This window comes from Vreelandella sp. L-15, from assembly GCF_056857635.1.
The window spans coordinates 15,633-28,505 of the sequence record NZ_JBSXNN010000065.1; the positions used below are offsets into that span (position 1 = coordinate 15,633).

General features: G+C 59.5%; 13 protein-coding genes. 2 read left to right on the forward strand and 11 right to left on the reverse strand.

What is annotated here, in order from left to right:
• Positions 1 to 123 precede the first annotated feature (123 nt).
• From astB to fabV, 8 genes are all read right to left on the reverse strand, one after another.
• On the reverse strand, positions 124 to 1,473 hold the full coding sequence (gene astB / locus AC13CY_RS09800) for an N-succinylarginine dihydrolase (protein WP_054645134.1): 1,350 nt from the start codon (positions 1,471 to 1,473) through the stop codon (positions 124 to 126).
• A complete protein-coding gene (astD, locus tag AC13CY_RS09805; RefSeq protein ID WP_054645136.1) occupies positions 1,470 to 2,942 on the reverse strand; it encodes a succinylglutamate-semialdehyde dehydrogenase in 1,473 nt (490 codons plus the stop codon). The genes astB and astD overlap by 4 nt, the downstream gene beginning before the upstream one ends.
• A gap of 81 nt (positions 2,943 to 3,023) precedes the next feature.
• Positions 3,024 to 4,055 (reverse strand): arginine N-succinyltransferase, encoded by a 1,032-nt coding sequence (astA, locus tag AC13CY_RS09810; protein ID WP_062375457.1) that lies wholly within the window; start codon positions 4,053 to 4,055, stop codon positions 3,024 to 3,026.
• Positions 4,055 to 5,119 carry an arginine N-succinyltransferase gene (locus AC13CY_RS09815; protein ID WP_044629255.1) on the reverse strand — a complete coding sequence of 355 codons (1,065 nt, stop codon included), beginning with the start codon at positions 5,117 to 5,119 and terminating at the stop codon, positions 4,055 to 4,057. The genes astA and AC13CY_RS09815 overlap by 1 nt, the downstream gene beginning before the upstream one ends.
• Before the next feature lie 35 nt (positions 5,120 to 5,154).
• Positions 5,155 to 6,369, reverse strand: a complete 1,215-nt coding sequence (locus tag AC13CY_RS09820; protein WP_044629256.1) for an aspartate aminotransferase family protein — start codon at positions 6,367 to 6,369, stop codon at positions 5,155 to 5,157.
• A gap of 100 nt (positions 6,370 to 6,469) precedes the next feature.
• On the reverse strand, positions 6,470 to 7,444 hold the full coding sequence (locus AC13CY_RS09825) for a GlxA family transcriptional regulator (protein ID WP_170968094.1): 975 nt from the start codon (positions 7,442 to 7,444) through the stop codon (positions 6,470 to 6,472).
• 195 nt (positions 7,445 to 7,639) lie between these two features.
• Positions 7,640 to 7,855 carry a hypothetical protein gene (locus tag AC13CY_RS09830; protein ID WP_044629257.1) on the reverse strand — a complete coding sequence of 72 codons (216 nt, stop codon included), beginning with the start codon at positions 7,853 to 7,855 and terminating at the stop codon, positions 7,640 to 7,642.
• Between the two features lie 67 nt (positions 7,856 to 7,922).
• Positions 7,923 to 9,119 carry an enoyl-ACP reductase FabV gene (fabV, locus tag AC13CY_RS09835; protein ID WP_058576872.1) on the reverse strand — a complete coding sequence of 399 codons (1,197 nt, stop codon included), beginning with the start codon at positions 9,117 to 9,119 and terminating at the stop codon, positions 7,923 to 7,925.
• Between the two features lie 160 nt (positions 9,120 to 9,279).
• Between fabV and AC13CY_RS09840 the strand changes: the two genes are divergently transcribed.
• Positions 9,280 to 9,663, forward strand: coding sequence for a DUF7079 family protein (locus AC13CY_RS09840; RefSeq protein ID WP_044629259.1), 384 nt, complete (start codon positions 9,280 to 9,282; stop codon positions 9,661 to 9,663).
• Between the two features lie 12 nt (positions 9,664 to 9,675).
• Here the strand turns inward: AC13CY_RS09840 and AC13CY_RS09845 are convergent, their stop codons facing one another.
• Together AC13CY_RS09845 and AC13CY_RS09850 are read right to left on the reverse strand one after the other, a co-directional pair.
• Positions 9,676 to 10,161, reverse strand: a complete 486-nt coding sequence (locus AC13CY_RS09845) for a glutathione peroxidase (RefSeq protein WP_044629284.1) — start codon at positions 10,159 to 10,161, stop codon at positions 9,676 to 9,678.
• Between the two features lie 75 nt (positions 10,162 to 10,236).
• Complete coding sequence (locus AC13CY_RS09850) at positions 10,237 to 10,854, reverse strand: LysE family translocator (RefSeq protein WP_172514763.1); 618 nt, start codon at positions 10,852 to 10,854, stop codon at positions 10,237 to 10,239.
• A 233-nt stretch (positions 10,855 to 11,087) separates the two neighbouring features.
• Here AC13CY_RS09850 and AC13CY_RS09855 point away from each other — a divergent pair, with 233 nt between their 5' ends.
• Positions 11,088 to 11,819 carry a YebC/PmpR family DNA-binding transcriptional regulator gene (locus tag AC13CY_RS09855; RefSeq protein WP_273424139.1) on the forward strand — a complete coding sequence of 244 codons (732 nt, stop codon included), beginning with the start codon at positions 11,088 to 11,090 and terminating at the stop codon, positions 11,817 to 11,819.
• A 93-nt stretch (positions 11,820 to 11,912) separates the two neighbouring features.
• Here the strand turns inward: AC13CY_RS09855 and AC13CY_RS09860 are convergent, their stop codons facing one another.
• Complete coding sequence (locus AC13CY_RS09860; protein ID WP_228219343.1) at positions 11,913 to 12,725, reverse strand: mechanosensitive ion channel family protein; 813 nt, start codon at positions 12,723 to 12,725, stop codon at positions 11,913 to 11,915.
• Positions 12,726 to 12,873 lie beyond the last annotated feature (148 nt).

A 12,873-nucleotide genomic window follows, 5' to 3' on the forward strand; every position in this document is an offset into this window, starting at 1 on the left:
GGCGTTAGCGCCACGTCATCGAAGAGGATGTGTTCTTTATGCCAGACCCACCATATGAATGAAAAGCGACATTAATTCAACTCATCATGAGAAAACCTCATGATGAGTTGTTTGGCAGGGCGCTTACCCCTGTTGAAACGGATACACCGAGCCAATGTTCAGCAGCTGCGTCAGCTCATCCAGCGCGGTGAGCACCTCCGTCGCGAGCTGCGGGTCGGCCAAGTCGTCGGTAGCGAGGCGGTCGCGGTAGTGGCGGTTCACCCAGGCGGTGAGGTCGCTATAAAGTGCCTCGTTGAGCAGTACACGGCCAGTCAGCGCAGCGCGCTCGGCTTCCGACAACACCACCCGCAGGCGCAGGCAGGCGGGACCGCCGCCGTTGCGCATACTTTGCTTAACGTCTTTAACGATCACTTCGCCAATAGGGTTATTGCCCGCCAGGATGAAGTTCTGAATCGTGTTCCAAACGGCTTCACGCTCTTGGCACTCGCTGGGCACCACCAGGGTCATTGTGCCGTCTGGGTTGGAGAGCAGTTGGGAGTTGAACAGGTACGACGCCACCGCGTCTTCCATGCTCACCGCTGCCACCGGCACCCGAACGGGAATCAGCGGCGTGCTCATCTTGGCGCGCAGCTCGTCCAGCGTGCGCTCTTCATCGAGAAATGCCATTTCGTGGTAGAGCAGCACCGGGCCGTTGCCCACAGCAATCACATCGTTGTGGAACACCCCAGCATCGATGGCCTCCGGGTGCTGCTGGGCAAAGACGGTCTGGGCGTCGCTCAACCCGTGCTGGCGGGCCACCGCCTGGCTGGCTTCCAGCGTTTGCCGGGCGGGGTAGCGCTTGGGTTCGTTCCGCCCGCCGCTAAACGCCTGTCGGCCATACACGAACAGGTGCACGCCGGGCTCGCCATACTCGCCGCACAGGCGGGTGTGGTTGGCCGCCCCTTCATCGGAAAATGCGGGCGTGGCAGGCAGCACCGGGTGATGGGCAAAGTGCTGCTCATCGCGAAAAATCGCTTGCAGCACGCGGCCGGTAGTCTTCGGCTCTAGGTAGCGGTGGAAGCTGGATTGCAGGTTGGCGGGGGTAAAGTGCACTCGCCCATCCGGCGCATCGACGCTGGGGGTAATTGTGCCTGCGTTAGCCGTCCACATGCTGGAGGCTGAACATACCGCCCGCAGTAGCTGCGGCGCTTGCTTCGCGGCACGTGCCAGCATCTCACGGTCGCTGCCGGTGAAGCCCAAGTCGCGCAGCGCGCCCAAATCAGGGCGCTGCTGAGGAGGCAGCACGCCCTGGGCATAGCCCGCGTCCATCAGCGACTTCATCTTGGCCAGCCCCTGCAGCGCCCCCTCTTTAGGGTTGGAGACCAAACCGCCGTGACTCATGGAGGCCACGTTACCGTGGGCAAGCCCCGAGTAGTTGTGGGTAAGCCCTACCAAGCCATCGAAGTTGACTTCCCGGATACTGTTCAGGCTCATAGATTGACTCCCGGTGGCAGGGTTTCGGGCATTTCCAGGCTTTCGGCCTCCATGGAGGCGACCGGGTACGCGCAGTAGTCTGCGGCGTAGTAAGCGCTGGGGCGGTGGTTGCCGCTGTCGCCTACGCCGCCGAAGGGCGCATCGCCAGAGGCTCCGGTGGTCTGGCGGTTCCAGTTCACAATGCCTGCGCGAATACGCAACAAGAAGTCGTCCCAATCCGCCTGCTCGCCACCGATCAACCCAGCAGACAGGCCGTAGCGGGTGTCGTTGGCAAGGGCCAGCGCCTCATCCCAATCCGCGTAGCGGTGGATTTTCAGCAGCGGGCCGAAGTGCTCCTCGTCGGGCACGTCCAGGCCCGTCACGTCGATCAGCGCGGGGCTGAGCAGGCTGGTGTTCTCTTTGAGGCGCTGCATACGGTTAATCACCGTGCCGCCCATGGCTTCCAGTTCATCCTGGGCGTTGAGCAGGCCATCGGCGGCGGCAACGCTGACCAAGCCGCCATAAAACGGCGCTGGCTCCTTGTCGAACTGCCCCGCTACGTGCAGCTTGGCGATGGCATCCGAAAGCGCATCGATGAGGCGGTCGCCTACCTCGCCTTGGGGCACCATCAAGCGGCGGGCGCAGGTGCAGCGCTGCCCCCCTGAGAGAAACGCCGACTGGAGAATCGTCAGCACGGCAGCGCGCTCATCCTCCACATCTTTCACCACCAGCGGATTGTTGCCGCCTAATTCCAGCGCGAGGATTTTATCCAGCTGCCCGGCAAACTGCTGCTGCAGCATGCCACCCACTTTGGCACTTCCGGTAAACAGCAGGCCATCGATACCGGGATGGGCGGAGAGCGCCTGCCCGACCGGGACACCGCCCTGCACGAGGTTGATCACGCCGGCAGGCAATCCGGCTTCTAACCAGCACTGCAGGGTGAAATCCGCAGTGAGCGGGGTTTGGTCACTGGGCTTGAATACCACGGTGTTACCTGCCAACAAGGCAGGCACCATATGGCCGTTTGGCAGGTGGCCGGGGAAGTTATAGGGGCCAAACACCGCCATCACGCCGTGGGGGCGGTGGCGCAGTACCGCTTTGGCGCTGCCCACTTCTTTTTCGCGCTCTCCGGTGCGCTCGTGGTACGCCTTAATAGAGAGCGCTACCTTACCAATCATTGCGCCTGCTTCGGTGCGTGCTTCCCACAATGGCTTGCCGGTTTCCGAGGCGATGGCAATGGCCAAGTCCTCGCGGCGTGCGGTCAATACGTCGACAAAGCGCTCCACCAGCGCCTGACGCTCAGAAAAGGGCGTGCGCGCCCAGGTAGGAAACGCCGCACGGGCTGCCTCCACCGCCGTGCTTACCTGACGGCTAGAGGCAGCCGCCCCTTGCCATAGCAGCGTTCCCGCAACGGGGTCGTGCTTGGTAAAGGGCTCGGCGTCGCCGACGACCCAGGCGCCGTTGATCAGTTGCTGCTGCTGGGCGTGCATGTTCTGGGTGTGCATCGTGCTCTCCTTCACTGAGTTTTTGTCGTCTTGGCGCAGGTCGAGGGGGCGCTTAGATTGCCAATATTAGGTTTCCAGCAGGCGAACGGCGTCGCCGGTGGAAACGCCTAGCCGCTTGGCCTCGTCGGGGGTGAGCACAATCGTGCTGCTATCTGCCGGGCCGCGGCCGATCCAGCTCGCGGTAAAGTTCAGCATCTGGGTAGATGCCGCTAGCCAGCGGCTAACGCTCTCTTGCGGCGCGCTCGCTGAGACTTCCACCTGATAAAGCTGCGAGTTGCGAATCGCCCGCACGTCATCGATGTAGGCCTCCACTGTGGGGCCACCATCGAAAATGTCGATATAGCCTTCCCAGCGCAGCCCCTCTTTTTTAAGCATCTCCAGCGCCGGCCGGGTGTGACGGTGCACCTGCCCGATACACGCCCGCGCCTCTTCCGACATAAACGTGGTGTAGATCGGGAACTTGGGCATCAGCTCACCGATAAAGCTCTTCTGGCCCAGGCCGGTCAAGCGGTCGGCTTCGTTGAAATCCATGGGGAAGAAGTGTTTCCCCAGGCTCTCCCAGAAGGGACTAACGTTGTTCTCGTCGAACACGCCGCGCATCTCGGCCAGCACTTTCTGCGGAAAGCGGTCGCGAAACTGGGCAATGAACAGCCAGCGCGCTTTGGAAAGCAGCGCCCCGTTACGCAGGTGCTTGTTGGCCTCGCCGCGATACTCCGGACGCAGAAACAGCGAACACACTTCGGCGTCGCCGGTGTGGTCGGAGCTCAAGAATAGCGTGTCGATGGTGCGATGCAGATCGAGCTGTACCGACGAGTGCGCCAGCGTACCCAACCGGTAGTTATAGAACGGCACTTCCCGCCCTACCTGGCCCTCAATGGCACAGCAGCCCGCCAGTTCACCATTAGTCTCATCTTCCAATACGAAGAAGTAGAGACGGTCGTCTACCGGCGTGCGCTCTTCGAAGGCGCGGGCGGCGGACTCGATTTTACCGGCCAAAAACTCGCGGTTATCCGGCAAGGAGGTAAAACCAACGCCTGCCTGCTGCGCAAGTGCCTGGAGCCCATCCAGATCATCACGGGCAATGGGTCGAATGCGCATTACATCTCTCCTTCATCGAGCGCGTCCACGGCGCTGGGCAGACTCAGCGGCGCGGCCAGCACCGCCCGTCCCTCTTCGACGCCCAAACGCGCGGCATGCTGCGGCGAGAGCATCAGCTGCCCCGTGGGCGAGAGCGCGTAGCGCGCGACGATGCATCGGAAATCACTCAGCGTTTGGTTGGCAATCATCGCCGGTTCGGCATCGGGTAGCGCGTGCTCGGGGCGTATCCGTACCGGGTGCCAGGCGGCGCGGCGGAAGGTTTCCAGGCGCTCGCGCTCGGCTTTGACGATGGGGCCTGCATCGAAAATATCCACGTGTCTGGAGCGCACGAACCCTTCGGCCAGCATTTCGCCCAGCGCCTCTTCATGGGCAGGATGCTCGCGGCCAATGGCAGCACGGGCCTGGGGCGTGAGCAGTGGCAAATAGAGCGGAAACTGCGGCATCACCTCGGCAATGAAGCTCTTTGAGCGCACGCCCGCTATGTGATTCATTTCTTGGAAGCTGCGGGCAAAAAAGTGGCGGCCCACGCTCTCCCAAAATGGAGATTCATTCTGGCTATCCAAAAAGCCGGGAAAAGCCACCGCCAGAATCCGTGAGAAGCGCTCCGGATACTGGGCGATGAACATCAGCCGCGCTCGGCGCAGAAGGCTCTCGGCGCTGGTGCCCTTGTAGCGCGGGTCGAGCGACAGTGCACAGAGCAGTGTGGCATCCGAGGCTTCATGAGAGAGCGCCAGTGTTTGCACCTCACGACGCACGTTGAGCTGCTGCGATGCGTGAATCAGCGTCTCTTGGCGGTAGGTGTAGTAGGCCTCGGCAGCCCCCGCCTGGGCGCGGATGGTGGCCGTCCCCAGCACCTCGTTGCGGCTATCGTCCGCCAGCACGAACATATAGTGCTCGTTACCGGGGTACTCGATCTCGCTCTCGAATGCTTCTTGGGAGCGCACGATGCGCTCCTCAAGACGGTCGCGATTGGCGGGCAGGTTGGTAAGCCGAGGCACCGCATGTTCTGCCAGTTGCTCTAAGGCGGAAAGGTCAGCCAGGGTGACCGGTCGGATTACCAACATGTTTAACGCCCCCTCTTGTGTGACTTGCGCCTGACTCATGCGCTAGCGACAAGTCGCTTGATGGCACGCTCGAGACGTGCCATGCCCTCGGCGATGTCTTCCTCGGGAATCACCAGCGAGGGCGCCATACGCAGCACGTTGGGGCCTGCAATCAGCGCCATCACGCCCTCTTCAATCGCCAACGGCAGAATATCTTTGGCACGGCCTTCGAAAGCGTCCGACATCTGGGCACCCATCAGCATGCCCATACCACGGATCTCTTTGAAAACGCCGTGTTTGCGGTTGATGGTTTCCAGGTGCTCGCGGAACAGGTCGTGGCGGTGTTTAACACCTTGCAGCACCTCCGGCGTATCGATGAACTCGACCGCCGCCAGCGCCACCGCTGAGGCCAATGCGTTACCGCCGTAGGTAGAGCCGTGGGTGCCGATGGCTAGCGATGTGGCGATGGCATCGGTGGTCAGCATGGCACCAATCGGGAAGCCGCCGCCCAGCGACTTAGCGCTGGTGAGAATATCCGGGGTAATGCCGAAGTTTTTATAGGCATACAGCTCTCCGCTGCGTCCAACGCCGGTTTGCACTTCATCGAAAATCAGCAGCGCGTTGTGCTCGTCACACAGATTGCGCAGGCCCTGCAAGAATTCCTGAGTGGCGGGTACGATGCCGCCTTCGCCCTGCATCGGCTCGACCATGATGGCGCAGGTATCGTCGCCCACGAGCTTGCGCACGCTCTCCAGGTCGTTGAAGTTGGCGTGCAGAATGCCGCCCGGTACTGGGCCAAAGCCTTGGGAGTACTTGGGCTGGCCGCCGACACTGACGGTAAAGAAGGTGCGGCCATGGAACGATTGGTAGAACGAGATGATTTTGTCTTTGTGCTCACCGTAGTGGTCGACCGCCCAGCGGCGGGCCAGCTTTAATGCGGCTTCGTTGGCTTCACCGCCAGAGGAGCACAGGAACACTTTATCGGCGAAGGTGCGCTCGGTAAGGGTTTTGGCCAGTTTGAGCGCCGGTTCGTTGGTGAATACGTTGGAGAGATGCCAAAGCTTTTCGCCCTGCTCTTTCAGCGCATTGACCAGCACCGGATGGCAGTGACCCAGGGAGTTCACCGCAATACCGCCAGCGAAATCGATGTACTCGCGGCCCTCTTGGTCCCACAAGCGGCTGCCTTCACCACGTACCGGAATAATCTGCTGCGGCGCGTAGTTAGGCGTCATGTAGTGGTCGAAGTCTTGACGGCTTGGGGTGTGGCTCATGGGACAGTACCTCCAGTGGAGTAAGCGATGGATTCAGTATACGGGGGGCGTAGGACGCCCTGCTTTCAGTATTGGGACGGTAAATTATGAAAAGCTGCGCCTACCCCAGCCGCTCTTCCCGCGGGGTGATCCCAAAATGGTTACGGTAGGCGGTGGAAAAGTGCGCGCCCGAGGAGAAACCGGTCATCAGGGCAATGTCGCCCACGGGACGGTCGCTCTCTCTGAGCTGCTTGCGGGCTTCCTGCAGCCGCAAGTCCAGATAATAACGGCTTGGCACCGCCTGCAGGTACTTCTTGAATAGTCGCTCCAGCTGACGCCGGGAGATCCCCAAATGCTCGGCCAGTTCCAACGTCGAGAGCGGCTCTTCGATATTGGCTTCCATAAGAGTCACCGCATCTACCAAGCTCTGGGGCGCGTGGCCCAAACGGTTGCGCAGCGGCACGTGCTGGCGCTCATCGGCTAAGCGAATACGGTCGCAAACAAACTGTTCAGAGACCTGCTCGGCCAAGCGCGGGCCGTGATGCTTGCCAATTAGCGTGAGCATCATATCCATAGCGGCGGTGCCGCCCGCGCAGGTCAGGCGGTCGCGATCAATTTCAAACAGCTGTTGGGAGAGCGTCACCTGGGGGTAGGCTTGGGCAAACGCGTCGAAGCGCTGCCAAGGCAAGGTAGCGCGGTAGCCCTCCAGCAGACCACAGCGGGCGAGCACCTCGGTGCCTCCGGCCAAACCGCCGATAGCAACGCCACGGCCATGATGGCTACGCAGCCACTCATTGAGCTTCGCGGGCAATACGTAGGGTAGCGGCGTAGGCGCACACACCAGCAGTAAATCCAGCGGGCCAAGGGGGGCTCCTAACGCATGCTGCGCGATGAGCGAAAGCTGCGCGCCGCTGCGCACGGGCTCTTCATCTAGGCTGAGGGTAACGGTGTGGTACAGCATCTGGCCGCTCAGCTGGTTGGCCATTTGCAGCGGCTCAATAGCGCTGGCGTGAGCCAACAGCGAAAACCCAGGCAGCAACACAAACGCCACCCGCCTGCGGTGGCTAGGGGGTGGCGTTAACGTACTGGAATGCATGTGAATTCGCTGTGCTGCCTATTGCGCTGCATGAAAACCGCCGCTGGTTGACTGGATAAGGCGTTCTATTTAAACGCTATCTTACTCAATTGCGCGATTGAAGGCAGCGCCATGTCCACGCAAACAAAAACAGGACGCATAAATGCAAATTGCCGAGCCTAGGCCCGGCAATTTGCACAATAGCAAACGCTCACTTTAGCCGCCGCTATTGCCTAATCCCAACATGACAATGCCAGCGACGATGATGCCCATAATCACGATGACTAACGGCAGCATTTTATGCAGCCCATTAGCGGGCTTTTTCGCTTCAGGCTGCAGTTGAGGCTGCGAGGTCTCGAAATCCTCAGGTATGCGCTCGCTCAGCACGTGCTCTTTCTCTTCTTCCGGGGTTTTGCTCTCTCGGGTATCCATACGTCACCTCATCCAGTCCGGTCGATGATTCATAGCGCGTCGGCGTGCGCTGCCCGTCGCGCTGCGTTTATAACGTTACGACATCGAACTCGACCTCGGGGTTCACATCGGCATCGTAGTCCACGTCGTCACGCTCGAAGCCGAACAGCTTCAGGAACTCGTGCTTGTAACCAGCATAGTCGGTGATCTGGAACAGGTTCTCGGTGGTCACCTGAGGCCACAGATCCTTACACGCCTGCTGCACGTCGTCACGCAGCTCCCAGTCGTCCAGACGCAGGCGGCCAGCCTCGTCGGTGGTGAACTCACCTCCATAGAGGCGCTCGCCGAACAGGCGGTTGAGCTGCTCGATGGTGCCTTCGTGCAGGCCCTTCTCCTTCATCACCTTGTAGACCATGGCGATGTACAGCGGCATCACCGGAATCGCCGCGCTGGCTTGGGTAACGACGGATTTCAGCACCGCCACGTTGGCACCGCCGCCGCTCTCTTGCAGTTTGGCATCGATGGCCGCCGCTGCGCGGTCCAGGTCCTCTTTGGCCTTACCCAAGGCACCATGCCAGTAAATCGGCCAAGTAATTTCGGTGCCGATGTAGCTAAACGCCACGCTGCGCGCGCCTTTGGCCAGCACGCCCGCCTCATCCAGAGCGCTCATCCACAGCTCCCAGTCTTCGCCGCCCATCACGGTGATGGTGTCGTCGATCTCTTGCTGGGTGGCCGGTTCCACTTCGGCTTCAATAATGGTGTCTTTGTTAGTATCAATGGCCGTGGCGCGGTAGGTCTCACCAATCGGCTTTAGGCTAGAGCGTTTGACTTCACCGGTATCGGGCAGCTTACGCACGGGGGATGCCAGTGAGTAAACCACGAGATCAATCTCACCCATGTCTTGCTTGATCAGCTCAATGGCTTTTTCCCGCGCTTCGTGGGAGAACGCATCGCCATTAATGGATTTGCTGTACAGACCTTCCTGCTTGGCAAACTTATCGAACGCGGCGCTGTTGTACCAGCCAGCGGTGCCCGGCTTCTTCTCGGTGCCCGGCTTTTCAAAAAACACCCCCAGAGTGTCGGCGCCGTAACCAAAGGCGGCGGTAATACGCGCCGCTAGGCCGTAACCGCTAGAGGCACCGATCACCAGCACTTTCTTCGGGCCTTGGCTTTTGTCCAAACCACGGGCGCGGGTCGCTTCGATCTGTTCGAGAACGTTCTGCTCGCAGCCTTTCGGGTGGGTGGTGGTGCAGATAAAGCCACGCACTTTCGGTTTAATGATCACATTCGACCCCTTCATCAGATGAGTATTGCGTTCGGCACGGCAGTGCCGAGTTATCAATGAGGGTATTCTAGCGGTCTCGGCGCGCCCTGTCCGCTCTTGAGCTTATCCGCCATTCGCGGCAGGATAGCGGCCTGCCCACCACTTGCCGACGGGATCTTTAATGAATGCACAGCAGCTAGTCGATGAGCGGGGCGATTTGTGGCTAGCACTTGCCCCTCTCTGGCTTGACCGCGAACCCAGCGAGCGCGACTACGCCCATATGATTGAGGTGATTGAGCAGCACAAGATGTCGCTCAAAGAGCTTGAGTGGATGCTACGCCTGGAGCTGGCGCCGGTGATGTCACGCCACCAGCTGTCAGTCGCCAGCGAGTGGCGCAAGTTCGATGACTACAAACTGATGAAGCAGCTGGTGAACCACAATCTGAAATTGAAAGGCTGGCGGCGCAAAAGCTGGGCACTCTTTTCGGGATTGACGACCATGATGGTTCGCCATCGCTGGACCGAGCTAATGCAACGCTTGATGGTCGCGCGCGGGGAGGTTTAGCGGCTGGCTGATTCACTCTTTATCCAGTGCGGCTTCAAGGGCTAAGCGCAGCGTTAACCCATGATCCTTGGGGCCAAAGCGGGCGATGACCTTGCCATCACGGCCTACCAGAAACTTGGTGAAATTCCACTTTACAGCTTTGGTGCCCAAAATCCCTGGCGCCTCCCGCTTGAGCTGTACAAATAGCGGGTGAGCATCGGAGCCGTTGACTTTCACCTTTTCCAGCAGCGGAAAGCTCACCCCGAACTGCTGCTCGCCAAAGGCGCAGAACGCCTCGGCACTCTCGGGCGACTGGCGGCCAAACTGGTTACAGGGGAAGCCCAACACGGTAAATCCACGATCCCGGTAACGCTGGTACAGCCCCTCGAGCTCTTTCAACTGCGGCGTAAAACCGCACTGGCTGGCCACATTGACCACCAATAATACCTGCCCACGCAAAGCGCGCAGATTGAAGGGCTTACCTTGATGGGTATAACAATCCTGCTCGTAAATCGTCATCGCCAGGCCTCTAAATGCCTTTACCAGCATGCGCCTTACCTTGCCATGGCAACGGTAGTGACACCAGCGTGGAAATTAAATGATGGGCCCCGCCACCACACGCAGCGCCAGCGCAATCAACAGTACGCCGGTAATGCGGTTAATCCAGTGGGCGTGGCGCTGCAGCCACGGCAGCACCCGAGAGTGAGAAAGCCCTACGGCCACCAGCACGTACCAGCCACCATCAATAATAATCGCCGTGGCCACGATAATCACCTTGGCAAGCAAGGACATCTCCGGCGTCACGAACTGGCTCAATAGCGCGACGAAAAAGATGATCAGCTTGGGATTGCCCAGGGCCACCAGTACGGCTTCCTTGGCGGCTTGCTGCGGCGTCGTGGCCACGGCACTCGGCGAGAGCGCACCGCTACGGCCAGCGCGCAGCGCCTTGATACCCAGCCACGCCAAATACGCTGCGCCGCACCATGTAATCAACTGAAACAATTCGGGAAAACGCACCATTACAGCGCCCAAGCCCAGCACGGTGAGCAACGCATAAAACCCTACGCCGAAGGCATGAAAAATAGCCGCCGTGATGCCTGGCACGCGACCACCCCCCAACGTGTGGCGTAGCACCAATGCTAAGCTTGGCCCAGGCGACATGGCCCCCATCGCACAAATGGCAGCCAGCGAAAGCCAGAGTGTCAGCGGCATTTTCTCCTCCAGGGATAGCCTCGTTATGAGCTGGCCAGTATACGACAGCGCTTGCCTAAGCTAAGGCCAATTCTTGTGTTGTTGCCTGTAGCATGTCTTTTAACCGTAGGGGAAACCACCCAGGCGCTTAAATAACACTGTTAGCATGGTACGCTGTTGGGTAAAATTTTCCCCTTTTTGAAAACGATGACGCCTGCCATGCAGGCGGTTCATGGCTAATAAAGGACTTCAATATGGGTAGGGCGTTTCAAAACCGTAAGGAATCCATGGCCAAAACGGCCGCTGCGAAAACCAAAGTTTACAGCAAGTATGGACGTGAAATTTACGTCTGTGCCAAAGCGGGCGGTACGGATCCTAACGGTAACCTCGCACTGCGCGGTTTGATAGAGCGTGCCAAGAAAGACCAGGTGCCCTCTCACGTCATTGATAAAGCCTTGGATAAAGCCAGCGGCGCAGGCGGTGAGGATTTTTCACCGGCGCGCTACGAAGGCTTTGGCCCTGGCAACGCCATGGTGATTGTCGACTGCCTCACCGACAACCCCAACCGCACCTTTGGCGATGTACGCGGCTGCTTCACCAAAACCAAAAGCAAGATCGGCACGCCAGGCAGCGTCAGCCATATGTTCGACCACTGTGCGATTTTCTCCTTCACCGGCAACGATGAAGAAGCGGTGCTGGAAGCGCTGATGGAAGCCGACGTGGATGTCACCGATATTGAGCAGGAAGAGGGCCGCATCACGGTGTTTGCCCCGCATACCGACTACGCCAAAGCCAAGCAGGCACTGTTGGATGCGCTGGGTGAGATCGACTTCGAGGTCGACGAAATCCAGTTCTTGCCACAAACCACCACGCCCATCGAAGGCGACGACGTGGCGATGTTTGAAAAGTTTCTGGGTATGCTCAACGAGCTGGACGACGTACAGAACGTCTTCCATAACGCGGAACTGCCGGAAGACGAGGCTTGAGCCGCTAGTCGCTCAACGCATCCCTCGGCACGAAGATCCACCCTTCCGCCGCTGGCATCTCTGCTGGCGGTCGGGTTGCTTTTATTCATCCAACTATGCATCTAGTGCCGCATCCGGTGGTAGCAGCGCTGGTTGAATGCCAGCAGCGCTAAGCACTGTTTTGCCGCGCACCGTTAAATCAGTGACAAACAGAAACTGCTGGCGGGGATCAACGGGGTAGGCGCGGATACGGTAATGGGTGCCCCAGGGCTTCTCCTCCGCCACCACGATAATCGGCTCGTCAAACTTTAAGTACGCGCTGGTCAGCGCTACATCCCGCAGCGCCTTACGCACCCAACCGGCCTCATGCTCTGGATGAAGGTAAAAACTCGCCACGCACTGTAGGCTGGTGCCGCCGTTGTTGGCGTTGTAGATGGCGGTGTCCCACAGCTTTAAATGCGGCACCGCCACCATATCATCATCCGGCGTTTGGACTTCCACGGTCCGCATCCCCACGTGCTTCACTTCGCCGTAAGTGCCATCGATTTTGACCCAGTCGCCGGGCCGGTACGGTAGCTCCACAGCAGATACCACCCCAGCAATCAGGCTGCTGACATAGTCTTTCAGCGCAAAGCCAATGGCTAAGCCAATCGCCCCCAGCAGCGTCACCATATTGCGCAACGACGGCTCGATAATGATGGGGACGGCAATGGCGAGCGCGGCGATCAAAATTAACAGGCGGGTGAGCGGCACCAGGGCAAAGACCCGAAAGCGCACTTGGCCATGCAGCCGATTCGCCACCCAGTTGAGTCCTCGCTGGCTGACAATAATCAGTAGAATCGTGCTGACCAAGATAATGCCGAGCGTGATCAGCGTTTGGCTATCTATATCGTTAAACAGCTTGGCGTACTGCCCTTGGTCTTCCATCAGTGCTCCTAGCAGCCTGTCGGTCTTTCCGTTGCACCGTGAGATACTGACCACCGTCATCGCCGAGCTGAGAAGATCGCCATGAGCCGCTTCATCCCTGTGGATCGCCAGACCGATTACCTGCTGCCGCCTTCGGTAGACGAGTGGT

Coding starts and splice junctions, on each gene's coding strand:
- astB (WP_054645134.1), bottom strand. CDS start 1,473: ATGAGCCTGAACAGTATCCGGGAAGTCAACTTCGATGGCTTGGTAGGG.
- astD (WP_054645136.1), bottom strand. CDS start 2,942: ATGCACGCCCAGCAGCAGCAACTGATCAACGGCGCCTGGGTCGTCGGC.
- astA (WP_062375457.1), bottom strand. CDS start 4,055: ATGCGCATTCGACCCATTGCCCGTGATGATCTGGATGGGCTCCAGGCA.
- AC13CY_RS09815 (WP_044629255.1), bottom strand. CDS start 5,119: ATGTTGGTAATCCGACCGGTCACCCTGGCTGACCTTTCCGCCTTAGAG.
- AC13CY_RS09820 (WP_044629256.1), bottom strand. CDS start 6,369: ATGAGCCACACCCCAAGCCGTCAAGACTTCGACCACTACATGACGCCT.
- AC13CY_RS09825 (WP_170968094.1), bottom strand. CDS start 7,444: ATGCATTCCAGTACGTTAACGCCACCCCCTAGCCACCGCAGGCGGGTG.
- AC13CY_RS09830 (WP_044629257.1), bottom strand. CDS start 7,855: ATGGATACCCGAGAGAGCAAAACCCCGGAAGAAGAGAAAGAGCACGTG.
- AC13CY_RS09840 (WP_044629259.1), top strand. CDS start 9,280: ATGAATGCACAGCAGCTAGTCGATGAGCGGGGCGATTTGTGGCTAGCA.
- AC13CY_RS09845 (WP_044629284.1), bottom strand. CDS start 10,161: ATGACGATTTACGAGCAGGATTGTTATACCCATCAAGGTAAGCCCTTC.
- AC13CY_RS09850 (WP_172514763.1), bottom strand. CDS start 10,854: ATGCCGCTGACACTCTGGCTTTCGCTGGCTGCCATTTGTGCGATGGGG.
- AC13CY_RS09855 (WP_273424139.1), top strand. CDS start 11,088: ATGGGTAGGGCGTTTCAAAACCGTAAGGAATCCATGGCCAAAACGGCC.
- AC13CY_RS09860 (WP_228219343.1), bottom strand. CDS start 12,725: ATGGAAGACCAAGGGCAGTACGCCAAGCTGTTTAACGATATAGATAGC.